This window comes from uncultured Aliiroseovarius sp., assembly GCF_947497285.1.
Classification (GTDB): Bacteria; Pseudomonadota; Alphaproteobacteria; order Rhodobacterales; family Rhodobacteraceae; genus Aliiroseovarius.
Genome location: NZ_CANMFT010000007.1, coordinates 191,600 through 212,086, shown reverse-complemented (window position 1 = coordinate 212,086; position 20,487 = coordinate 191,600). Strand labels below are relative to the sequence as shown.

Genomic DNA, 20,487 nt, shown 5'->3' with positions numbered 1-20,487 from the left:
CTGATCGCCTAGTTAGTGTCGGAAAACCTGCCATTGTTCAGCAGGTGGTATAAGGCACTCGCGAAATAGGGGGCGTCAACCCGCAAGACCCGCTCGACTGCACATCCTACAACGGTTGTGACAAGTTGTGATCTGGGGAACCGCTCAAGCTGATTTTCCGACATATCGACGACCAGATGTAACCGGGCTTCAGCCCCCCAGGGAACTTGGATTAACCCGACACCGCGCGCTTCGATGACACCGTGAAGGTGATCGGGGGCAAGCACGACAGGCGCGCCGTCGATCAGCGCGACACGGCTGATATCATCCGAAATCAGCTTGGCCCCCATCCCGATCAGCTCAAGCGCCAGCGCAGACTTGCCCGACCCGGACGGGCCAACGATCATGGCTGCGGCAGTCCCGACCGCGACGGTGGTCGCGTGGTGGTTTTCAATCAGCGTTCCGTCGGTGTCGATCACACCGGCAAACCCACGACAAAGCGCGCACCCAATGGGTCCGAGGTCACATCCGCATCCGTCGGACGAATGTTTTCGGCCCAGATCACCCCACCATGGGCTTCGACGATCTGCTTCGAGATCGCCAGCCCCAAACCAGAGTTGTTGCCAAACTGGTTTTCTGGCCGTTCGGAATAGAACCGCTTGAAAATCTTGCTGAGCGCCTGTTCGGGAATGCCAGGGCCGGTGTCTTCGATCACGACCAGAACGCGGTTTTCACGCCGCCGCGCCCAGACGCGAATTGCATCGCCTTCTTCACAGAAGCTTAGCGCGTTGGTGATGAGATTGACGAAAACCTGCGCGAGCCGCGCCTCCAGCCCGTTGATGGTGATCGGGTCGGGCGGCAAATCTGTGATAAACTCGACGCCTTTGTCGCTGCCTTCGTTGCCAAGATACTCGGCCAAGTTTCGCAGCATCTTGAGCAGGTCGAAAGATTCCTCCTCCTCCTTCACAAGTTCGCTGTCCAGCCGCGAGGCGTTGGAAATGTCGCTGACCAATCGATCAAGCCGGCGCACGTCATGATCAATGACATCAAGCAGTTTGGTGCGATGTTCGTCTTTCTTGGCAAGACGCAACGTGCCGATTGCCGACCGAAGACTGGCCAGCGGGTTCTTGATTTCATGTGCCACGTCGGCTGCGAATTGTTCGTTCGCGTCGATCCGATCATAAAGCGCGGCCACCATCCCGCGCAACGCACCCGAAAGGCGCCCGATTTCATCAGGGCGCGCCGTCAGGTCAGGGATGCGGACGCGTCCGGGTTTGACGTTCTTGCCATGTCCGTCGCCCCCCAGCTCGGCTGCGGTCGCAAGGTCGGACAAAGGGTTCGCAATGGTCGAGGCAAGCACGAGGCTTAGCCCGATAGACACGAGAATTGCGATCACGAACATCTGCAAAAGCTGTTCACGCTCGGCCCGCACAAGTTCATCCAGTTCACCTGCGGCACTGGTGATTGCCACCACACCTGCCGGCACACCGCCCTGAAGGATCGGCGTCGCCACGGTGAAAACTGTGCCACCATTCTGGTCAACACCGTTAGACACTTGGGTCGTGCCGCTCATCGCGACAGGGTATAGCGTGCGTGCCATCACTTCGGCGTCAAGCGGGACCGAGAACTCGTCGCCCTTTGCAATAAGGCCCGAGACCCCTTCCCACAGAGAGTTCAGCATGTCGGTGATGATCGTCGATCCCACCTCGCGCTGCAGCACGTCTTTGGGCGAAACTTCGTCGCGTGGCTGTCCCACAGATGAAGCGATCAGCAATTCGTCGGCATCAAAGATGAAAACCTCGAGCCCAACGGGCAAGTGAAGATCTGCTAGGGTTTCCACGAAATTCGGTTCGGCAGGTGCTACGGCCACCAGTTCGGTCTCTGCCTCGCTTTCGGACAAGAAGACATCGGGGACGTCCTCTGGATCGACGATCTGCAATTCGCCGACCTGCTCCAATTGCGCCTCGAAAACATCCGCGATCAGTTCGGCTTCGACAACAAGTCCACGCTCACGCTGGAAAAGAAGGCTGTCACGGAACGGGTTCAGATACAGAACACCCGCGACCAGCACGACAAGACCCAACAGGTTGAAGGTAATGATCTTGCGCGCCAAAGGAGACCGATTGATGGAGATCAACCCGCGTTTGGCGCGTTTGTCGCGCAGTTCATAGTCCATCTCGCCAGTCGGCGAGACCCAATCTTCACCCAGAATAAGATCCGAGCCAGATGTGGCTTTGGTGTCTCTCACCTTCGTCACCGTCATTTCCAACGCGTTGGGCGTTATTCTTCGTTGTATCTATACCCGATACCATAAAGTGTTTCGATGGCCGAAAAGTCATCGTCAGCCGTGCGCATTTTCTTCCGAAGCCGCTTGATGTGACTGTCGATCGTGCGGTCATCTACATAAACCTGATCGTCATAGGCAACATCCATCAGCTGGTCGCGGCTTTTCACAAAGCCCGGACGTTGCGCCAAAGCCTGAAGCAACAGGAACTCAGTTACCGTCAGGGACACATCGTTGCCCTTCCAGGTCACCGCGTGCCGCAGCGGGTCCATTGTCAGTTCGCCACGCACCAGCGACTTGCTTTCCTCGACATCGCCAGCATCGTCCTTGGCGATCACCTCCTGCCGCCGCAAAAGCGCACGAATGCGCTCGACCAACAACCGCTGGCTGAAGGGCTTGGTGACATAGTCGTCTGCGCCCATGCGAAGCCCTAAAACCTCGTCAATCTCGTCGTCTTTTGAGGTCAGGAAAATCACCGGCATGGTCTTGGTTTTCTGCCGCAGGCGTTGCAGCAAATCCATCCCGTCCATGCGCGGCATCTTGATATCCAGCACCGCCAGATCAGGCAAACGCTGATTGAACGCGTCCAGCGCGCTTTGTCCGTCATTGAAAGTTTCAACTTCGAAGCCTTCGGCTTCAAGCGTTATCGCGACGGATGTCAGAATGTTCCTGTCATCGTCAACCAAAGCGATCCTCGACATGAGAGGTCTCCTCGCACTGCTCAATTTCTTTTATCGTTTTGAGCCATTGTTCAGTTTTCAGTCTTTCGAATCAACAGGGATCTGCGAATCGAAGGAGCGAAGAGTATCAATCTTTCACGGTTTGTGCGAAATGTTGGCGAATATGCCTCACAATCCTGCATTCGGTTGCGAAACATGGTTGCGCAAACACGCTCTTGGTTGCGCTAACTGCGCGCTTGCGACCTGTTCCATTTGAAACTCACCATGCTATAGCGCGATTATTGGCCCTCGTTCACATGAGGGTCAGCGCGCGGGGTTCGTGCCTTGCGCTTTTATGTGAAACCAGAACACGCCGGCCGCAGACATGCCGGCGACAGGAGCACAACATGACCACTGGACGGGTAAACCCAGAACGCCGCTTGGAAGATCAAGGCATCACGGGGCTTGGCAATGTCTACTACAACCTGATGGAGCCTGCGCTGATCGAAGCTGCCCTCGACCGCGGTGAAGGGAGCCTTGGCAATGGCGGTGCATTCCTGGTCACGACCGGAAAGCACACAGGCCGTTCACCGTTGGACAAGTTCGTCGTCAAAACACCGGGCGTCGAGCCGCATATCTGGTGGGAAAACAACCCGCCGATGGACCCGGCCAAGTTCGATGTTCTTTATGACGACATGCTGAAGCACATGAAGGGCAAGGATTACTACGTGCAGGACCTGTTTGGCGGCGCTGACCCAGCTTATCGGCTGGACGTTCGCCTGGTGACTGAGCTTGCCTGGCATGGCCTGTTCATTCGTCACATGCTACGCCGCCCAGACCGTGACGAGCTGGACGAGTTCGACCCCGAATTCACCGTCATCAACTGCCCGACCTTCAAGGCAGATGCAAAACGGCATGGTTGCCGGTCTGAAACCGTCATTGCGCTGAATTTCGAACGTAAGATCATCCTGATCGGTGGCACGGAATATGCCGGCGAGAACAAGAAGTCGGTCTTTACCCTTCTGAACTACATTCTGCCGGAAAAAGGCGTGATGCCGATGCACTGCTCGGCCAACCACGCCAAAAGCAACCCGGTCGATACCGCAATTTTCTTCGGCCTGTCCGGCACCGGCAAGACGACACTTTCGGCGGATCCAGAGCGCACGCTGATTGGTGATGACGAACACGGCTGGTCGGATACCGGCACCTTCAACTTCGAAGGTGGCTGCTATGCCAAGACAATCAACCTGTCCCCCGAAGCCGAGCCCGAGATCTATGCCACGACGCAAAAGTTCGCGACCGTGATCGAAAACATGGTCTACGACGAAGAGACCAAAGAACTTGATTTCGAAGATGACAGCCTGACGGCGAATATGCGCTGCGCCTATCCGCTGCATTATATCGCCAACGCGTCGAAGTCAGCCATCGGTGGCCACCCCAAGAACATCATCATGCTAACCTGCGATGCATTTGGTGTGCTGCCTCCGATCGCGCGGCTCAGTCCCGCACAAGCGATGTATCACTTCCTTTCTGGCTTCACTTCAAAGGTCGCCGGCACTGAAAAAGGTGTGACCGAGCCCGAGCCCACATTCTCGACCTGCTTCGGTGCGCCTTTCATGCCGCGCCGCCCGGCTGAATATGGTGCGCTGCTGCGCGACAAGATCGCCAAACACGGTGCGACATGCTGGCTGGTCAACACCGGCTGGACTGGTGGTGCATACGGCACCGGGTCACGGATGCCCATCCGCGCCACCCGCGCCCTTCTGACTGCAGCCCTTGATGGATCGTTGGCCGATGTCAAATTCCGCAAGGATGAGAATTTCGGCTTCGAAGTGCCCGTCACCGTTGAGGGCGTTCCTGACCTTCTGCTGAACCCGCGCCGCACATGGCAGGATGCAGCGGCCTATGACGCGCAGGCTCAAAAGCTGGTTAAGATGTTCTCGGAGAACTTCACCCAATACGAAACCGATATCGACGACGACGTTAAATCCGTCGCAATTGGCTAAGACCTCTTGCCCAGATCGACAGAACAAACGCCCCGGTCCTGCGCCGGGGCGTTTTTTTTGCAAGCTAACGCTTCGTCACGGCGAACCTTCACATTAACGACCGGTTGACGGCGCGTTGGGGCAAGTCGGCCGAACGAGTTTTTGCTATCACACTGCCGCGCTTCGGAAACGGATCGCAGGCTAACCCATCAACCCCTTGCGGATCAGATTCAGCCCAGCCACCGTCAGAACCATCAAGGTTGCCCGTTTGAATGTTTTCTGCGGCATTCGGTCATGAAACCAGTTTCCAACCACCATACCGGCCAGTGCCGGCACCAGCATCAACGCAGAAAGCGGCGCGGTCTGCGCATTGAACACACCGGATTTCATATGCGCCATGACCAGCGCGATGGCACCCGCCCCATAGATCACGCCCTGCACGCGCATTTGTTCGGTTTTCGGCGTTTCGATTGCTGTCAGATAGGCGACCGTTGGCGGCCCCCAAACACCGGACAAACCGCCCACGAACCCCGCAAAGGCCCCGATCAGCCCCTCATCACGCAGTCTATGCTCGGGCTTCAGCACGGGCTTCCAGCCGCTCAACTGCATCAGGCAAAACGCCACGATCGGACCGCCGATCACGATGAACAACGTGCTTTGCGGCAATTGGGTGACAAGCTGAGCACTGAGGGCAAGGAAGATGATCATCGCGACCAGGAACACCCGAAACTTTGACACCGCAGCCAAGGCCGCCGCTGGCCCCTGACGAAGCGCTTGTTGAACATTCGTCAACACGGTTGGCAAGATCAAAGCCGCCAACGCCATTTCTGCAGGCATAACCGTCGCCAGACCGGAGATCATGATCAACGGCATGGCAAATCCGACAGCGCCTTTGACGAATCCCGCGAACAAAGTGATCGCGAAAGCCAGAAGCAACGTAACCATCGAAAGCTCGGCCAAAATACCCATCGTTTCTTCCCGTGAAGACTACCTTTTCAGCTTCTATCCGAGGCATCAAAGAAATGCAGTATGCAATTTGTCGCGTCATAAATTTACGTTTTCGGGTCGATTGTTGTATTTTAATTGCGCTGCACCTGCAAAAGGATTATTTCTCTGCAGACGCGAGATATCCAGCCGAATCCCGGCTCAGACTGTGACAGGAGACAGTGATGACAAGCCCCCTGATCGACAACCTTTTGAACCTGACGGGCGCGGCCCTGGCCCCGGTTGAAACCGTTTTCAAGGCCGCCAAATCATCCGTCCACACAATGGTTGTCGATGGCGACCGCATTTCAGGGGCCAAGCTGGAAGAACACCAAGCCGCTGCGCACGCCTTGTCGTGGCTCGCAACCTATGTCGAAAGCCTGCGTCAGATGCACGCTTGGGCGACACGGCTAAGCGAAAACGCCCGCTTGGGCGAAATGGAAAAGCTGATCCTGCAAATCGCCTTCGGGGAATATCTGTCCCAGATGAAGGGCGGTATCATGATGAGCCAGAACGAGTTCGCCCGCCTTTCGGATATGGGGATCGATGGCACCGCGCTGGACACCGATGCGATTGAGACGCTGATCGCTGCGGGCAACAGCCAAGCCGCTCGTTCGCGCCTTGTTGAATTGATGCGCGACAACGCGGGACACGCCACATTCGGCGCCTCTGGCCTGGATGAAGAGCTTGAGATGATCCGCGAAACCTTCCGCCGCTATGCCGATGACCGGGTCGTTCCCAACGCGCATGAATGGCACCTGAAGGATGACTACATCCCGATGGAAATCCTCGAGGAACTGGCCGAGATGGGTGTCTTCGGCCTGACCATTCCCGAAGAATACGGCGGCATGGGGCTGTCGAAAGCGTCGATGGTCGTCGTGTCCGAAGAACTGAGCCGCGGCTATATCGGTGTCGGCTCGCTGGGCACCCGGTCCGAGATCGCTGCCGAGTTGATCTTGGCTGGCGGCACAGACGCGCAGAAGGAACACTGGCTGCCGAAAATCTCGTCGGCCGAGATCCTGCCCACCGCCGTTTTCACCGAGCCCAACACCGGTTCCGACCTGGGGTCGCTGCGCACTCGCGCGGTCAAGACCGCAGACGGTGATTACGAAGTGACGGGCAACAAGACCTGGATCACCCACGCCGCTCGCACACATATCATGACGCTTTTGGCGCGCACCGATCCGAATTCGACCGATCATCGTGGTCTGTCGATGTTTCTGGCCGAAAAGCAACCCGGCGATGACGAAAACCCCTTCCCCACCGAGGGCATGACCGGCGGCGAGATCGAGGTGCTGGGCTATCGCGGCATGAAGGAATTTGAGCTGGCCTTTGATGGCTTCAAGGTGAAGGGTGAAAACCTTCTGGGTGGCGAAGAAGGTCAGGGCTTCAAGCAGCTGATGAAAACCTTCGAGGCCGCCCGCATCCAAACCGCAGCCCGCGCGATCGGTGTCGCCCAGAACGCCCTGGAAATTGGCATGCAGTATGCCGAGGACCGCAAGCAGTTCGGCAAATCCCTAATCAATTTCCCACGTGTTGCCAACAAGCTGGCAATGATGGCGGTCGAGATCATGGTGGCGCGCCAGCTGACCTATTATTCCGCTTGGGAAAAAGACCATGACCAACGCTGCGACCTTGAAGCCGGTATGGCGAAGCTGCTGGGCGCGCGCGTCGCATGGGCCTGCGCTGACAACGCGCTTCAAATTCACGGCGGCAATGGTTTCGCGCTGGAATATCAGATCAGCCGTGTGCTGTGCGACGCGCGCATTTTGAATATCTTCGAAGGCGCTGCCGAGATCCAAGCCCAAGTGATCGCCCGGCGGTTGCTGGGATAGGTAACAGTCGATGCCGCCCTGCGGCATCGGCGGAACTTGGCCTCAAATGGGGGCATGCAGGCAGCTTTCAATATACACGCTTGCGCATGATTTTGGTCGCTGATAGGCCGCGCATACGCCTGCGTATGCAATGCATTGGAAAATCGTAATGACTGCGACCAAACCCCGCCTCAAATCAGAAGACTGGATAGTTGCGGGGTTTAAAGCCCTGTCAGAACATGGCCCAGAGGCGCTCAAGGCAGAACCGCTTGCACGCGTCCTAGGCACGACAAAGGGTTCTTTTTATTGGCATTTCAAGGATGTCCCTGACTATCACCTGCGGCTTCTTGCGCTGTGGGAACAGCAATTGTCGGATGCGATAGATCTTGCGCGATCCGAAGAGCAAGACCCTGTAAAACGACTGCATCGGCTTGGCGACACATTGCACCCACACAACGCGCTGCACGGACCCGCGACTGCCGAACCTGCTATTCGTGCGTGGGCTTACGGATTTTCGGACGCTGCGACCGCTGTCCAGCGTGTTGACCAAAAACGCCTGTCTTATTTGGACGAAACTTTGAAAGAACTGGGGCTCTCCAACCCAGACTTCAAACGCATCGTCTATGGAGCGTATATCGGGCTTGGGTCGCTTTCAGCCACCGACACCAGTGACGACAGAAACACCCTATCGACGCTTCTGGCCGCGATACTGGCCCTTCGTGACGCGTGAGCCTATATTGAAAGCCTGAAACCAGAGGATGAATCCCATGCAAAGAACCGCACTGACAGCCGTCGCAATTGCCGCTCTGACCGTGACGGCATGCAAAGACGAGACGATTTCAGGGTTTGCGGATCGCAAGGACAATTGGGTGCTGCAGGAACTGGATCGCGAGCCATTTGATGCAGTGGCGACGATATCCTTCCCTGAACCCGGGCGCATTTTTGGCCAAGCGCCGTGTAATCGGTATTCAAGCGAACAAAAAGCGCCCTATCCTTGGTTCGAAATCGGGCCCGTTGCCGCAACAAGAATGGCGTGCGACGCGCTGCCGCTTGAACAGGCTTTCTTTGATGCACTGGGTCAGATGCGGCAAATCGAAGTGCTGGATGACACATTGATCATGTCAAACGATGCAGGTCGGCAAATGGTGTTCCGCGTCCAGAACTAAGCACTAGCGGTTAAGCCCTTTCGCACCCAAATCACGCTTTAGTCGATCGACAAGCCGCGCGCGCGCTTCAGGAATTGGCTTGTCACCCAGCGAATGTGCAAGCCAACGGGTTAGAAAATACCCAGTGGTAACAAGCCCGTCGACCACGTTCTGCGCCGAACCATCGCCTGACCCCAAAAGCTCGGGCGGCAAGGGGAGCAGCCGTTCAGCCCAATCACCCGCAGCTTCGGCGGACACCGCGCGGCCCGTTCTGGGCGAGACATAGGCAAGGTCGTCGCACGCGCCGGACACGGCGCATGCGCTCAGGTCCAGCCCGAACCCCATATCCTCCAACAACGCGAGTTCCCATTTCAAGTAAGCCGTCGGCCACGCTTCGTTTGTGCCAAGCAGATCCAGCATGGCTTGCGTGCGGTGGTAAAGATCAGGGTGCGGTTCACGCTCTGCCAGCGCGAACCCCAAAAGCGACGTGATCGCGTTCAATCCTGCCAGGGCGGTTCGGTCAGACAAAACCATCGCCCGACTTTTCACAGGTTCGACATTGAAGCTGCCAATATGCTCTTCGAGCCGCGCGCGCCATGCAACATCAAGCTGCGCACCAGGTTGCAGGATTGGGGCTAACTTCCGGCTGATCCCACCGCGGACCACACCGGAATGACGCCCGTGCTTTTCCGTAAACACGTCGATAATGACTGAGGTTTCGCCATGCTTGCGCACAGACAAAAGCGCGCCCTGATCCCGCCAATCCATGCCTGTCACCCTCCTGCGATCAGCCTAGCCTTCGACGCGCTGTTGGCAATGGCGTTAGTCCGACAACCCAGGCTCATCCAGCAGATGGCGCCCATTGCGGTCTTCGACTTCGATCACCCAAAGGTCCGGGTCAAAGCTTTTCTGCCGGGACAGCGCCGCGTCAACATCGGCCTCGTCACCTTCTGACAGCACCACCCAGCAGCGGTCCCCGGTCATCAGATCAAAGCTGCGTTGATAGACAACGGCCTGCCCGTCCAGCGTGTTCATTTTCACCAAGACGGCCCCGGCGGTCGCGTCACCCTTTTGGGTAATAAATGCCGGGATGTCAGACAGGCGCAGCCGTGTCAGATAGGCGGCGACCCACAGATCAGCGGTCAGCCGCGTCAAGCGTTACCGTCCTTGAAATCAAGGCCCATTTCCGAATAACGCTCTTTTTCATCCAACCAGTTCGGGCGCACCTTCACCTGCAGGAACAGGTGGATTTTGCGACCCATGAACTCCTCCAACTCGGCGCGGGCGGATTGGCTGACGGCTTTGATCGTCTCGCCCTTCTTGCCCAGGATAATGCCCTTATGACCGTCGCGGGCGACATAGATGATCTGATCCACACGGGCAGAGCCGTCTTTGCGTTCTTCCCAGTTCTCGGTCTCAACGGTCAGTTGATAGGGCAATTCCTGATGCAGACGCAGGGTCAGCTTTTCGCGGGTCATCTCAGCGGCGATCATGCGCATGGGCAGGTCGGCGATCTGGTCTTCCGGATACAGCCAAGGCCCTTCGGGCAAGCGTTCTGCCAACCACGTCCGCAGCGCGGCCACGCCATGGCCCTTTTCGGCTGAGATCATGAATGTCTCGGCAAAGTCATAACGCTCGTTCAAATCCTTCGCCAAGGCCAGCAACACCTCGGCCTTCACCTTGTCGATCTTGTTGATCGCCAGCGCGACGGTGCGGCCTTTGCCGATATCTTCCAGCCCCTCAAGGATGCGCTTCACGCCTTCGGTCACGCCGCGATGCGCTTCGACCAGCAAGACGGTAATGTCCGCATCCGCAGCCCCGCCCCACGCGGCGGCAACCATCGCGCGGTCCAGACGGCGACGCGGCTGGAACAGGCCTGGCGTGTCGACGAAAACAATTTGCGAACTGCCTTCGATGGCAACACCACGAATGCGCGCCCGCGTGGTTTGCACCTTATGCGTCACGATCGAGACCTTGGCCCCCACCATATAGTTCGTCAGCGTCGATTTCCCGGCATTGGGTTCACCGATCAGGGCGACGAAACCGGCGCGTTGCGGTTGATCTGTCATTTCTTGCTCTCCAGCTGCTTCAGCAGCGCGCGGGCGGCCGCTTGTTCGGCGGCGCGTTTTGAATTGGCCTTGGTTTCGGCCGACCGTCCATTGGACAGCTTGGCAGTGATTGTAAACATCGGCGCGTGGTCAGGGCCTTCGCGGCCGGTTTCGACATATTCCGGTGGCGGCATTTTGCGCGCCTGCGCCCATTCCTGCAACGCGGTCTTGGGGTCGCGCGCATCATCTTCAACCTTGTCGATGCGGTCACCCCAGAGCGACAGTATCATTCTTCGCGCCGCTTGCAGCCCGCCATCCAGATAGACCGCCGCAATGACGGCCTCCATCGCGTCGCCCAACAAGGCCAGCTTGCGCCGCCCGCCGGTCTTCATCTCGGATCGACCCAGCTTTAGCACGTCGCCAAGATCGATCTGACGCGCGACATCGGCGCAGGCTTCTTTGCGCACCAGCGCGTTATAGCGCGGTGCAAGCGTGCCTTCGGGCGCCTCCCGATCATCGCGCAAAAGCTTTTCGGACATCACCAGCCCCAGCACCCGGTCGCCCAGAAACTCCAGCCGTTGGTTGTCAGGTCGGGTTGCAGACGAGAACGAGCCGTGGGTCAGCGCGCGGATCAGCAACTCGGGGTCTTTGAACTCATACCCGATACGGCCTTGAAAGGCTTGAAGATCGCTGGACAGCTTCACTCGATCGCCTTGAAGAACCGGTCCGAGCGCCACGTCCAGAAGAAGAACAGACGTTTGCCCGCCGCCGAAAACATGATGCGATCCGCGCGGCCCAAAAGGTATTCGGCAGGCACGAAGCCCACGCCGCCTGCATTGGGGCTGACCCGGCTGTCGGTCGAGTTATCGCGGTTGTCGCCCATGAAGAAGTATTCGCCAGCCGGAACGGTGAACACGTTGGTGTTGTCCAGTCGCGTGCTGCGCACGTTCAGCACCGAGTGGGTGACGCCGTTGGGCAGTGTTTCGATGGACTTCTCCTTCACGCAGGTTCCACCCTGTCCAACCGGACTGTTGGCACATTGGGGGAAGGTCGCGAACCGGCCCTGCGCCTGCTTGATCTCTTCAAACGTGCCGTTGGGAACCTGTGTAGCTTCGTCACCATTGATAAACAGGACGCCATTCTTGATCTGAATTTTGTCGCCGGGCAGACCAATCAGGCGCTTCACATAGTCAGTGCCAAGGCTTGGGTGGCGAAACACCACCACGTCGCCGCGTTCGGGTTCTGACCCAAACAGGCGCCCGGAAATCGGGCAGGACGAAAACGGGCAGGAATGGCGCGAATAGCCATAGGCCATTTTGTTCACGAACAGGAAGTCGCCAATCAAAAGCGTGTCTTTCATCGACCCGGTCGGGATCCAGAAGGGCTGGAAGAACAGCGTGCGGAACACACCTGCAATGATAAGCGCCCAAAAGATCGTCTTGACGGTCTCTAGAATGCCTTCTTGTTTCTTTTCAGCCATTGTTGGTTCTGCCTCTTTGGGTCGAGCCGATCCACGCCGGCCCTTTGGGGGTGTGGGCGATATGGGCGGATGCGCGCGCGGAGTCAAGTTGACCCCGCCGCCTTTGCCATCAATCCGAAGTGAATTCGACCGGTCGCGCTTCGATCACCACAAAAGCCTGCGCCCAAGGGTGGTCATCCGTCAGAGTGACGTGGATCGTCGCCGCGTGGCCGTCAGGCGTCATTTCAGCAAGCCGGTCTGCCGCCCAGCCCGTCACCGCCATGACCGGTTGACCCGTGCGCAGGTTGCTGACCGCCATGTCGCGCCAGCTGATCCCCATGGCAAGCCCGGTGCCCAACGCTTTCGAGCACGCCTCTTTCGCCGCCCAGCGTTTGGCCAAGGTGCCCGCCTCGTCTTTGCGACGCGCAGCTTTTGCCAGCTCGGTTTCGGTGAACACGCGGTGGCGGAAACGATCGCCGAACCGGTCCAACGTGCCCGCGATCCGGTCGATATTCGCAAGGTCCGTGCCGATGCCAAGGATCATTCAGGCCTCCGTTGAGGGCGATCGAGGCCCGTCATCCACGCGCCGCGTCCATCAAACGACGCATCTCGGAAAGAACGTCGGGAAGTCCGCGAAAGATTGCCTCTCCAATCAGGAAATGGCCGATGTTCAGTTCCATCACCTCGGGCATCGCGGCGATGGGGGCGACGGTGTCATAGGTTAAACCGTGGCCCGCGTGCACCTCTAGTCCCAACGAATGGGCGAGCGTCGCGCCTTCGCGCAGGCGCTCAAGCTCTGCGTCGCGTTCGTCAAACCGACCTTCGGCATGCAGATCGCAATAGGCACCTGTGTGCAGTTCGATCACCGCAGCACCAATGCGGGCAGAGGCTTTGATCTGCTCTGGGTCAGCGGCAATGAACAGCGATACACGACACCCAGCGTCGCGCAGCGGGGCGATGAACTCGGCCAATTTGTTGTCCTGACGCGCAACTTCCAGCCCGCCTTCGGTGGTCAGCTCTTCGCGCTTTTCCGGCACGAGGCAGACCGCGTGCGGCTTATGACGAAGCGCGATCGCTTGCATTTCGTCGGTTGCAGCGCACTCGAAATTCAAAGGCACCGCCAGCTCTGCCACCAGCCGTTCAATGTCATCATCAAGGATGTGCCGCCGGTCTTCGCGAAGGTGGGCGGTGATGCCATCAGCCCCGGCCTCTTCAGCCAGCTTCGCGGCGCGAACCGGGTCCGGATAAGCACCTCCGCGCGCATTGCGCACCGTCGCTACGTGGTCGATATTCACGCCAAGTCTAAGTTTGCCGCCCTGTTTGGTCATGTCGCGCGCCCTTTCTTGCAGGTGGTGGCATTTGTCAGCCCAGTCTTACCGGTTTTCAACGCTATCGCCAGCCTTGTCAGGTCGCGCGCTCAGCCGTTTTTCATATCGCTCTTTCAGCTTCTTGATGCGCCGCCGCTGATAGGCATGGATCAAGGGATTGGCGAGCACATACCCGGCCGTTCCGGCGACGATCCCAGGCACAAGGCAGCCAACCAGATAGGGATAGAACACCCGGTCGACGAACTGCGAAAGGCGCGACCAATCCGCCACATCCTCGGTGAACCCGGCGCGTAGATTGGCCCAAAGATCGGTGGTCGCCCCGGCAAACTGCGCGGCGATTTCGGGCAGGTGAACATCCGATGGCAAACCCAACATCGCATTGCCAAGATTGACCGAAAGCTCAGCAATCAGGGGAAAGGTGATCGGATTGCCTATGAAGGTGGCAAGCAGGGACGCCAGCACATTTCCACGCATGATCCATGACAAGATCGCTGCAGTTAGGAAGTGCAGCCCGAAGAACGGCGTGAAAGAGGCAAATATCCCCGCCGCAATCCCTCGCGATATCCTGTGCGCGGGGTCCGGAAGCCGTCTGAGCCGATGGATCACATACTGCGCCGCCCGATACCAGCCCCCGCGCGGATAGAAAAACTCCGCGATTATACGCAGATAGGAGCGCGGGTTTCTCTTGAACACGGGTGATCCCTTTCGGCCAATAACGGCGAACTACGGTTTGCGGGTGATATCCCTGTGCCTACGAACTTCGGCAACGTCACTATCCGCTTCAAGTGTCAGCATGATGGCGTGCAAATGTTCGATATCGCGCAATTCCACATCAACAATCAGACGGTAAAAATCCGGCTTCCGATCCAAAAACCTCAGGTCCGAGATATTGGCCTTCTGCTCGCCGATCAATGTGCAAATTCGCCCCAGCACGCCCGCATCATTCGAAATGGTCAGGCTGAAACTGACGGTGTGAATAGGCGGATGCTGTCCGGCATGCCAGTGCAGATCAACCCAACGCGAGCTGTCTTCGTGCAGCTCGGCCAGCGCTTCACAGTCGATCGTGTGCACCATCACACCCTTGCCGCGATACGAAATACCCACGATCCGTTCACCGGGAACAGGCTGGCAGCATTGCGCGCGGGCAAAGTCCTGCCCAGCCTCAAGCCCAATCACGAAGGAATCGCCGTCAATCTCGTCTTCTTCGGCAGCAATTTCCGGATAGAGCGCTTCGATCACGTTACGGGCCTGCAGCTCTGCCGAGCCAAGGCGCGCAAGAAGCTCTGACGCGTCCTTCAGGCGCATTTGCTTGGCGGCCGTGGTCAGTGCTTTGTCTGTTGCTTTGCGCCCCACATGTTCAAATGCCACGCGCGCCAGTTCCCGCCCCAACCGCACGAACCGATCGCGATCCACGCTGCGCAGACTTTTGCGAATGGCGGCCTTGGCGCGCCCTGTGACCACAATGTCGATCCACGTGGCTTGGGGGCTTTGCCCTTCGGCTGTCATGATCTCGACCGACTGGCCGTTCTTGATGCGTGTCCACAGAGGCACCCGGATACCGTCCACTTTGGCCCCAACACAGCTGTCGCCAATTCGGGTGTGGATCGCATAGGCAAAATCCAGCGGCGTCGCACCGCGCGGCAGCTTCACAACTTCGCCTTTCGGCGTGAAACAGAACACTTGGTCTTGATACATTTCAAGCTTCACATGCTCTAGAAACTCGTCATGATCTTCTGCGGCTTCGAACCGCTCCGTCAGCGATGAAATCCACTTGGCCGGGTCAACGGCAAACGGGTTCTCTGCCCGCACACCATCCTTGTAGGACCAGTGCGCGGCCACGCCTGCCTCGGCCACGTCGTGCATTTCGCGGGTGCGAATCTGCACCTCGACCCGTTTTCCATCCCGGCCGGAAACGGTTGTATGGATCGACCGATAGCCGTTGGATTTGGGCTGACTGATATAGTCCTTGAACCGCCCCGGAATGGCACGCCAGCGTTGATGGATCACCCCCAGAACACGATAGCAATCAGCCTCGTTTTCGGTGATGACGCGAAAACCATAGGTATCCGACAGGCGCGAGAAGCTCTGGTTCTTCTCCTCCATTTTGCGCCAGATCGAATAGGGCTTTTTGGCGCGACCAAAAGCCTCTGCCTCGATGCCAGCCTTGTCCAGCTCCAGCCTGATATCGCTCGTGATCTTTTCGATCACATCGCCGCTTTCTTTCTGAAGCCGCAAGAACCGACGTATGATCGAACTGCGGCCTTCTGGGTTCAGCACGTGAAAGGCCAGGTCTTCCAGTTCTTCACGCATCCACTGCATACCCATGCGCCCGGCAAGCGGTGCGTAGATATCCATTGTCTCGCGCGATTTCTGCACCTGCTTGTCAGGTCGCATCGCGCGGATGGTGCGCATGTTGTGCAATCGGTCGGCAAGCTTCACCAAAATCACGCGCAGGTCCTTGGACATTGCCATGAAAAGCTTGCGGAAGTTTTCGGCCTGCTTCGTTTCAGAGGAGCTAAGCTGCAGGTTCGTCAGCTTGGTGACCCCGTCCACCAGCTCTGCGACATCGCTGCCAAACAGCTTCGAGACTTCGGAATAGGTTGATCCGGTATCTTCGATCGTGTCGTGCAAAAGCGCTGTGATGATGGTCGCATCATCCAGTCGCATGTCCGCCAGTATCTCGGCGACAGCGAAAGGGTGCGTGAAATAGGGCTCGCCAGAATGGCGGGTCTGACCTTCGTGCATCCGTGCGCCATATTCATACGCCGCACGGATCAAATCAGTTTTGGATTTCGGGTTGTAGCGGTGGATCCGGTCAACCAGCCCATCGAGATCAAGGTCAAGATCTGGAAGATCGTTCATCCGGTCCGCCACCCGCGGGGTCTAAGCGCCCCTTAGCCCTGACCTTGCGCTTCCATCAGCGCACGCAGAAGCTTTTCTTCAGACATGTCATCATCAGCCGGTTTGTCAGACGCTTCTGCACCCATAAGAAGCGACATGTTGTCGTCTTCGGGTTCGTCAACTTCGATCTCGGTCTGATGGCTTTCGATCATGCGCTCGCGCAGTTCGTCAGCTGTCTGGGTTTCGTCTGCAATTTCTCGCAGGGCAACGACAGGGTTCTTGTCGTTGTCACGATCGACCGTAAGTCCGGCGCCTGCCGAAATCTCTCGTGCGCGATGCGACGCAAGCATCACCAGTTCAAACCGGTTCGGCACTTTGTCTACGCAATCTTCAACCGTCACGCGGGCCATGACTTAACTCCATTCCTTGCAAGGGGATGTGAAACGCCTATCTAGGGCCCTTGCCGCGCATATACAAGCGAAAACAGGGCTGATTCAGGGGGACGGAATGGCGATTACGCCCTTTTTGTCCGCCTCTGGCAGGTCATGAGCCATCTCGCGCACGGTTTTGCCTGTGATGGGGTGGATCCAGTCTGGGGCGACGTCGGCTAAGGGAATCAGCACAAATGCGCGTTCGTGCATCCTTGGGTGCGGTAGAACCAATTGGTCAGGGGCAATCCTTTTTTGGTCCTCCAAAGGAAGATCCATCCATTGCCTTAGAACCTCAGCATCCGGCAGGACCTGCGATTCATAGGCCACCAGATCGATATCAAGTGTGCGCTGCGCCCAGCGCGATGGACGTTCGCGACCGAATGCGTCTTCCACCTGATGGAACAATGCCAACAGGTCTTTTGCGGCCAAGTCGCTGTCCAGTCCGATTGCAACATTCACGAAATCAGGGCCCGCACCCACCGGAAAGCAAGCTGTGCTATAATAATCCCCGATATGGGTGATTCTCAGGCCCAGTGCGGCAAGATGACGAATTGCGTCTCGCACTATTTTTGCTGACTGTTCCAAAGTTGACGTGGCGTTACTTCCAAGTAAAACCAGCACTTTTGGACAGGTATCTTGCCAAATTGTTACTTGCGACACGGTGTCGAGTCCCTAGATTGCATCGGGTGTTTCTTCGTTGATTGTTTTCTTCATTACCACTCACGGATTTGATCAGCGAAGAGAATTTGAAAGGATCAATTATGTTCTATCGAGACGAACGGCTTGCGCTGTTCATTGATGGTTCAAATCTCTATGCGGCCGCCAAATCGCTGGGTTTTGACATCGACTACAAACTTCTCAGGCAGGAATTCATGCGACGCGGCAAGCTTTTGCGTGCGTTCTACTACACCGCCCTGCTTGAGAATGACGAGTATTCGCCAATCCGCCCCTTGGTGGACTGGCTGCACTACAACGGCTTTTCGATGGTGACCAAGCCCGCGAAAGAATACACCGACTCGATGGGTCGGCGTAAGGTCAAGGGCAATATGGATATCGAGCTGACTGTCGATGCGCTGGAACTTGCGCCACATATCGACCACGCTGTGATCTTCTCTGGTGACGGCGATTTCAGACCCCTGGTCGAAGCGTTGCAACGGCAGGGGGTTCGCGTTTCTGTCGTCTCAACCATCCGCAGCCAACCGCCTATGATCGCAGACGAATTGCGTCGCCAGGCGGATAATTTCATTGAGCTGGAGGAACTGAAGGACGTGATCGGTCGCCCGCCTCGGGAATTTGAACGCACCGACGCGCCGGATGCGTAACCTAAGTTAGCAGCACGCTAAAGGCCGGGGACTTCTCCGGCCTTTTTATGTGCAAGCGCCCGCGTGCCTGTGCCGCGGTCAGGTTTGCAAGGCACTAGACCTTTCGGGACAAAATGCGTAGCCATTGCTGCATCGGAGGACCCCATGACAAAGCCCGCCCTCAAACTGTTTCTTGCTGCGCCCAACGGCTTTTGCGCCGGGGTGGACCGTGCCATCAAGATCGTCGAAATGGCGATCGAAAAGTGGGGGCCGCCAATCTATGTGCGCCACGAGATCGTGCACAACAAATTCGTCGTGGATGGGTTGCGCGCAAAGGGGGCTGTCTTCGTCGAAGAGCTTGACGAATGCCCGAATGATCGGCCAGTCATTTTCTCGGCCCACGGCGTGGCCAAAGCAGTCCCTGCCGAGGCAAGCCGGCGCGAAATGGTCTATGTTGATGCGACCTGCCCGTTGGTCTCCAAAGTCCACATCGAAGCAGAACGCCACCACCAATCCGGCCTTCAGATGGTCATGATCGGACACGCGGGACATCCCGAAACCGTCGGCACGATGGGTCAGTTGCCCGAAGGCGAGGTGTTGTTGGTCGAAACCGTGGAAGATGTGGCCCATCTTGCACCCCGCGACCCGGACCAGTTGGCGTATATTACCCAGACAACTCTTTCCATCGATGACACCGCCGCTATCGTCGAGGCACTGCGGGCGCGGTTTCCCAAGATCATCGGCCCACACAAAGAAGACATTTGTTATGCCACCACCAACCGGCAAGAGGCCGTGAAAGCCGTGGCGCCCAAGGTGGATGCCCTCCTGGTGATCGGGGCGCCCAACAGCTCCAACTCGCGCCGCTTGGTCGAAGTCGCCCGCGCCAGCGGCTGCGACTATGCCATGCTTGTGCAACGTGCGACAGAGATCGACTGGCGCGCCATCGACGGCATCCGATCGGTCGGTTTGACGGCGGGCGCATCCGCCCCACAGGTTCTTGTGGACGAGGTGATCGACGCTTTTCGCGACCGGTTCGATGTCACTGTCGAACGGGTTGAAACCGCCAAGGAAGACATCGAGTTCAAAGTGCCGCGTGTCTTGCGCGAACCCGCGTAAGTCGTTGGTAAAGTTGAGATACCTGACATGTTGACCCTCTACTCCATGCCCAGCTCTGGCAATAGCTACAAGGTGCGGTTGTTGCTGGCACTGCTCGGACGACCGTACCAACACGTCGCGTGTGAAACGCAATCGGCTGCACTGGACGCAGCAAAGACTGAAGGCAAGTTGCCACAAGGCAAGGTGCCTGCGTTGCACCTTGAAACTGGCGAAGTGCTTGGGGAATCCAATGCCATCTTGTGGTATCTGGCAAGCGGCACCGATTGGGTGCCGACCGACTCTTTGTCCCAGGCGCAGATGCTTGGCTGGATGTTCTTTGAACAAAACCGACACGAGCCGGTCATCGCCGTGCGCGCCTCGCTGTTGTGCTATCCCCACCTTGCGCGCGAGGCGACACCCGAGGTTTTGAGCGATCTGCTAAGTTCCGGTCAGCACCTTCTGGCGATTCTGGATCAAGGGCTGGAGGGCCGCAACTGGCTCTGCTGCGATCGGCCAACCATCGCGGATATCAGCCTGTATGCTTATACCCACACCGCCGAAAGCCGAGGCGGCTTTGATCTGTCACCCTTCAAGAATGTGCGCGCTTGGCTCAGCAGAATGGGGTCGCTTCCGGGGTATATCGCTTTGACAGACATGGCAGGACAACGGGATGGCTGAGTTCTTCGCCTACACAGACGGCGCTTGCTCTGGCAACCCCGGCCCCGGCGGTTGGGGTGCGCTTTTGCAGGCCCGAGAGGGCGACACCGTCGTCAAAGAACGCAACCTGAAAGGTGGCGAAGCTGAGACCACCAACAACCGCATGGAACTGATGGCGGCGATTGTCGCGCTTGAAACCTTGGGCAAACCCTGTGCCATTACGGTCATCACAGACAGTGCTTATGTGAAAAACGGGGTAACGGGTTGGATCCATGGATGGAAGCGAAACGGGTGGAAAACCGCGTCTAAAAAGCCGGTGAAAAACGTCGAGCTTTGGCAACGTCTGGATGACGCCCAGGCACGCCATCATGTGACCTGGGAATGGGTGAAAGGGCATGCAGGGCACCCGGAAAACGAACGCGCAGACGAACTGGCCCGCGCCGGAATGGCGCCTTTCAAAGACTAACGCTTGGACCC

23 protein-coding genes are annotated in these 20,487 nt (G+C 57.7%); 8 read left to right on the top strand and 15 right to left on the bottom strand.

Going from position 1 to position 20,487, the window contains the following annotated elements; genetic code table 11:
• Positions 1-8: 8 nt before the first annotated feature.
• The 3 genes from Q0864_RS13560 to Q0864_RS13550 are packed head-to-tail and all read right to left on the bottom strand — an operon-like array spanning position 9 to position 2,964.
• Positions 9-458 carry a serine kinase gene (locus tag Q0864_RS13560; protein WP_298570818.1) on the bottom strand — a complete coding sequence of 150 codons (450 nt, stop codon included), beginning with the start codon at positions 456-458 and terminating at the stop codon, positions 9-11.
• Complete coding sequence (locus Q0864_RS13555) at positions 455-2,242, bottom strand: sensor histidine kinase (RefSeq protein ID WP_298570816.1); 1,788 nt, start codon at positions 2,240-2,242, stop codon at positions 455-457. Before Q0864_RS13555 ends, Q0864_RS13560 begins: the two co-directional genes overlap by 4 nt.
• Before the next feature lie 17 nt (positions 2,243-2,259).
• Positions 2,260-2,964, bottom strand: coding sequence for a response regulator transcription factor (locus Q0864_RS13550; protein WP_298570814.1), 705 nt, complete (start codon positions 2,962-2,964; stop codon positions 2,260-2,262).
• Positions 2,965-3,329: 365 nt separating this feature from the next.
• Here Q0864_RS13550 and Q0864_RS13545 point away from each other — a divergent pair, with 365 nt between their 5' ends.
• Positions 3,330-4,928: a phosphoenolpyruvate carboxykinase gene (locus tag Q0864_RS13545; protein WP_298570812.1), complete on the top strand. Its 1,599-nt coding sequence runs from the start codon at positions 3,330-3,332 to the stop codon at positions 4,926-4,928.
• A 180-nt stretch (positions 4,929-5,108) separates the two neighbouring features.
• Here Q0864_RS13545 and Q0864_RS13540 read toward each other — a convergent pair whose 3' ends face one another.
• A complete protein-coding gene (locus tag Q0864_RS13540; RefSeq protein ID WP_298570810.1) occupies positions 5,109-5,876 on the bottom strand; it encodes a sulfite exporter TauE/SafE family protein in 768 nt (255 codons plus the stop codon).
• A 200-nt stretch (positions 5,877-6,076) separates the two neighbouring features.
• Between Q0864_RS13540 and Q0864_RS13535 the strand changes: the two genes are divergently transcribed.
• The 3 genes from Q0864_RS13535 to Q0864_RS13525 all read left to right on the top strand — a co-directional run bounded on the left by Q0864_RS13535 (position 6,077) and on the right by Q0864_RS13525 (position 8,871).
• Entirely contained in the window at positions 6,077-7,726 is a 1,650-nt protein-coding gene (locus Q0864_RS13535; RefSeq protein ID WP_298570808.1) for an acyl-CoA dehydrogenase family protein, read from the top strand.
• A gap of 148 nt (positions 7,727-7,874) precedes the next feature.
• Entirely contained in the window at positions 7,875-8,435 is a 561-nt protein-coding gene (locus tag Q0864_RS13530; RefSeq protein WP_298570806.1) for a TetR/AcrR family transcriptional regulator, read from the top strand.
• A gap of 37 nt (positions 8,436-8,472) precedes the next feature.
• Positions 8,473-8,871, top strand: a complete 399-nt coding sequence (locus Q0864_RS13525) for an META domain-containing protein (RefSeq protein WP_298570804.1) — start codon at positions 8,473-8,475, stop codon at positions 8,869-8,871.
• A gap of 3 nt (positions 8,872-8,874) precedes the next feature.
• Here the strand turns inward: Q0864_RS13525 and recO are convergent, their stop codons facing one another.
• The 11 genes from recO to folK all read right to left on the bottom strand — a co-directional run bounded on the left by recO (position 8,875) and on the right by folK (position 17,617).
• On the bottom strand, positions 8,875-9,618 hold the full coding sequence (gene recO / locus Q0864_RS13520; protein ID WP_298570802.1) for a DNA repair protein RecO: 744 nt from the start codon (positions 9,616-9,618) through the stop codon (positions 8,875-8,877).
• 54 nt (positions 9,619-9,672) lie between these two features.
• Positions 9,673-10,005 (bottom strand): DUF1491 family protein, encoded by a 333-nt coding sequence (locus Q0864_RS13515; protein ID WP_298570800.1) that lies wholly within the window; start codon positions 10,003-10,005, stop codon positions 9,673-9,675.
• On the bottom strand, positions 10,002-10,919 hold the full coding sequence (gene era / locus Q0864_RS13510; protein WP_298570798.1) for a GTPase Era: 918 nt from the start codon (positions 10,917-10,919) through the stop codon (positions 10,002-10,004). The genes Q0864_RS13515 and era overlap by 4 nt, the downstream gene beginning before the upstream one ends.
• A complete protein-coding gene (gene rnc / locus Q0864_RS13505) occupies positions 10,916-11,602 on the bottom strand; it encodes a ribonuclease III (RefSeq protein WP_298570796.1) in 687 nt (228 codons plus the stop codon). The genes era and rnc overlap by 4 nt, the downstream gene beginning before the upstream one ends.
• Positions 11,599-12,378, bottom strand: a complete 780-nt coding sequence (gene lepB, locus Q0864_RS13500) for a signal peptidase I (RefSeq protein ID WP_298570794.1) — start codon at positions 12,376-12,378, stop codon at positions 11,599-11,601. The genes rnc and lepB overlap by 4 nt, the downstream gene beginning before the upstream one ends.
• 109 nt (positions 12,379-12,487) lie before the next feature.
• Positions 12,488-12,901 carry a holo-ACP synthase gene (gene acpS, locus Q0864_RS13495; RefSeq protein WP_298570793.1) on the bottom strand — a complete coding sequence of 138 codons (414 nt, stop codon included), beginning with the start codon at positions 12,899-12,901 and terminating at the stop codon, positions 12,488-12,490.
• A gap of 31 nt (positions 12,902-12,932) precedes the next feature.
• Positions 12,933-13,685 carry a pyridoxine 5'-phosphate synthase gene (locus tag Q0864_RS13490; RefSeq protein WP_298570791.1) on the bottom strand — a complete coding sequence of 251 codons (753 nt, stop codon included), beginning with the start codon at positions 13,683-13,685 and terminating at the stop codon, positions 12,933-12,935.
• Positions 13,686-13,730: 45 nt separating this feature from the next.
• Entirely contained in the window at positions 13,731-14,378 is a 648-nt protein-coding gene (locus tag Q0864_RS13485) for a DUF2062 domain-containing protein (protein WP_298570790.1), read from the bottom strand.
• Between the two features lie 30 nt (positions 14,379-14,408).
• Positions 14,409-16,547: a bifunctional (p)ppGpp synthetase/guanosine-3',5'-bis(diphosphate) 3'-pyrophosphohydrolase gene (locus Q0864_RS13480; protein ID WP_298570789.1), complete on the bottom strand. Its 2,139-nt coding sequence runs from the start codon at positions 16,545-16,547 to the stop codon at positions 14,409-14,411.
• Positions 16,548-16,579: 32 nt separating this feature from the next.
• The gene (gene rpoZ / locus Q0864_RS13475; protein ID WP_298570787.1) at positions 16,580-16,936 is read right to left on the bottom strand and encodes a DNA-directed RNA polymerase subunit omega; all 357 of its coding nucleotides are present in this window, start codon (positions 16,934-16,936) and stop codon (positions 16,580-16,582) included.
• Between the two features lie 84 nt (positions 16,937-17,020).
• Positions 17,021-17,617, bottom strand: coding sequence for a 2-amino-4-hydroxy-6-hydroxymethyldihydropteridine diphosphokinase (gene folK, locus Q0864_RS13470; protein ID WP_298570785.1), 597 nt, complete (start codon positions 17,615-17,617; stop codon positions 17,021-17,023).
• Positions 17,618-17,718: 101 nt separating this feature from the next.
• On the opposite strand from folK, the gene Q0864_RS13465 reads away from it, so the two are divergent.
• The 4 genes from Q0864_RS13465 (at position 17,719) to rnhA (ending at position 20,476) form a co-directional block, all read left to right on the top strand.
• Complete coding sequence (locus tag Q0864_RS13465; RefSeq protein WP_298570783.1) at positions 17,719-18,279, top strand: NYN domain-containing protein; 561 nt, start codon at positions 17,719-17,721, stop codon at positions 18,277-18,279.
• Between the two features lie 144 nt (positions 18,280-18,423).
• Positions 18,424-19,374: a 4-hydroxy-3-methylbut-2-enyl diphosphate reductase gene (ispH, locus tag Q0864_RS13460; RefSeq protein ID WP_298570781.1), complete on the top strand. Its 951-nt coding sequence runs from the start codon at positions 18,424-18,426 to the stop codon at positions 19,372-19,374.
• Positions 19,375-19,401: 27 nt separating this feature from the next.
• Complete coding sequence (locus Q0864_RS13455; RefSeq protein WP_298570779.1) at positions 19,402-20,031, top strand: glutathione S-transferase family protein; 630 nt, start codon at positions 19,402-19,404, stop codon at positions 20,029-20,031.
• Positions 20,024-20,476, top strand: a complete 453-nt coding sequence (gene rnhA, locus Q0864_RS13450; RefSeq protein WP_298570777.1) for a ribonuclease HI — start codon at positions 20,024-20,026, stop codon at positions 20,474-20,476. Before Q0864_RS13455 ends, rnhA begins: the two co-directional genes overlap by 8 nt.
• Positions 20,477-20,487: the final 11 nt, after the last annotated feature.

What these genes read in the sequence shown, in the direction of transcription:
- rpoZ (WP_298570787.1), bottom strand. Translation starts at nt 16,936, where the DNA reads ATGGCCCGCGTGACGGTTGAAGATTGCGTAGACAAAGTGCCGAACCGG.
- era (WP_298570798.1), bottom strand. Translation starts at nt 10,919, where the DNA reads ATGACAGATCAACCGCAACGCGCCGGTTTCGTCGCCCTGATCGGTGAA.
- acpS (WP_298570793.1), bottom strand. Translation starts at nt 12,901, where the DNA reads ATGATCCTTGGCATCGGCACGGACCTTGCGAATATCGACCGGATCGCG.
- Q0864_RS13465 (WP_298570783.1), top strand. Translation starts at nt 17,719, where the DNA reads ATGTTCTATCGAGACGAACGGCTTGCGCTGTTCATTGATGGTTCAAAT.
- Q0864_RS13490 (WP_298570791.1), bottom strand. Translation starts at nt 13,685, where the DNA reads ATGACCAAACAGGGCGGCAAACTTAGACTTGGCGTGAATATCGACCAC.
- Q0864_RS13530 (WP_298570806.1), top strand. Translation starts at nt 7,875, where the DNA reads ATGACTGCGACCAAACCCCGCCTCAAATCAGAAGACTGGATAGTTGCG.
- Q0864_RS13535 (WP_298570808.1), top strand. Translation starts at nt 6,077, where the DNA reads ATGACAAGCCCCCTGATCGACAACCTTTTGAACCTGACGGGCGCGGCC.
- ispH (WP_298570781.1), top strand. Translation starts at nt 18,424, where the DNA reads ATGACAAAGCCCGCCCTCAAACTGTTTCTTGCTGCGCCCAACGGCTTT.
- rnhA (WP_298570777.1), top strand. Translation starts at nt 20,024, where the DNA reads ATGGCTGAGTTCTTCGCCTACACAGACGGCGCTTGCTCTGGCAACCCC.
- Q0864_RS13480 (WP_298570789.1), bottom strand. Translation starts at nt 16,547, where the DNA reads ATGAACGATCTTCCAGATCTTGACCTTGATCTCGATGGGCTGGTTGAC.
- Q0864_RS13455 (WP_298570779.1), top strand. Translation starts at nt 19,402, where the DNA reads ATGTTGACCCTCTACTCCATGCCCAGCTCTGGCAATAGCTACAAGGTG.
- Q0864_RS13550 (WP_298570814.1), bottom strand. Translation starts at nt 2,964, where the DNA reads ATGTCGAGGATCGCTTTGGTTGACGATGACAGGAACATTCTGACATCC.
- Q0864_RS13545 (WP_298570812.1), top strand. Translation starts at nt 3,330, where the DNA reads ATGACCACTGGACGGGTAAACCCAGAACGCCGCTTGGAAGATCAAGGC.
- recO (WP_298570802.1), bottom strand. Translation starts at nt 9,618, where the DNA reads ATGGATTGGCGGGATCAGGGCGCGCTTTTGTCTGTGCGCAAGCATGGC.
- Q0864_RS13540 (WP_298570810.1), bottom strand. Translation starts at nt 5,876, where the DNA reads ATGGGTATTTTGGCCGAGCTTTCGATGGTTACGTTGCTTCTGGCTTTC.
- Q0864_RS13555 (WP_298570816.1), bottom strand. Translation starts at nt 2,242, where the DNA reads ATGACGGTGACGAAGGTGAGAGACACCAAAGCCACATCTGGCTCGGAT.
- lepB (WP_298570794.1), bottom strand. Translation starts at nt 12,378, where the DNA reads ATGGCTGAAAAGAAACAAGAAGGCATTCTAGAGACCGTCAAGACGATC.
- Q0864_RS13525 (WP_298570804.1), top strand. Translation starts at nt 8,473, where the DNA reads ATGCAAAGAACCGCACTGACAGCCGTCGCAATTGCCGCTCTGACCGTG.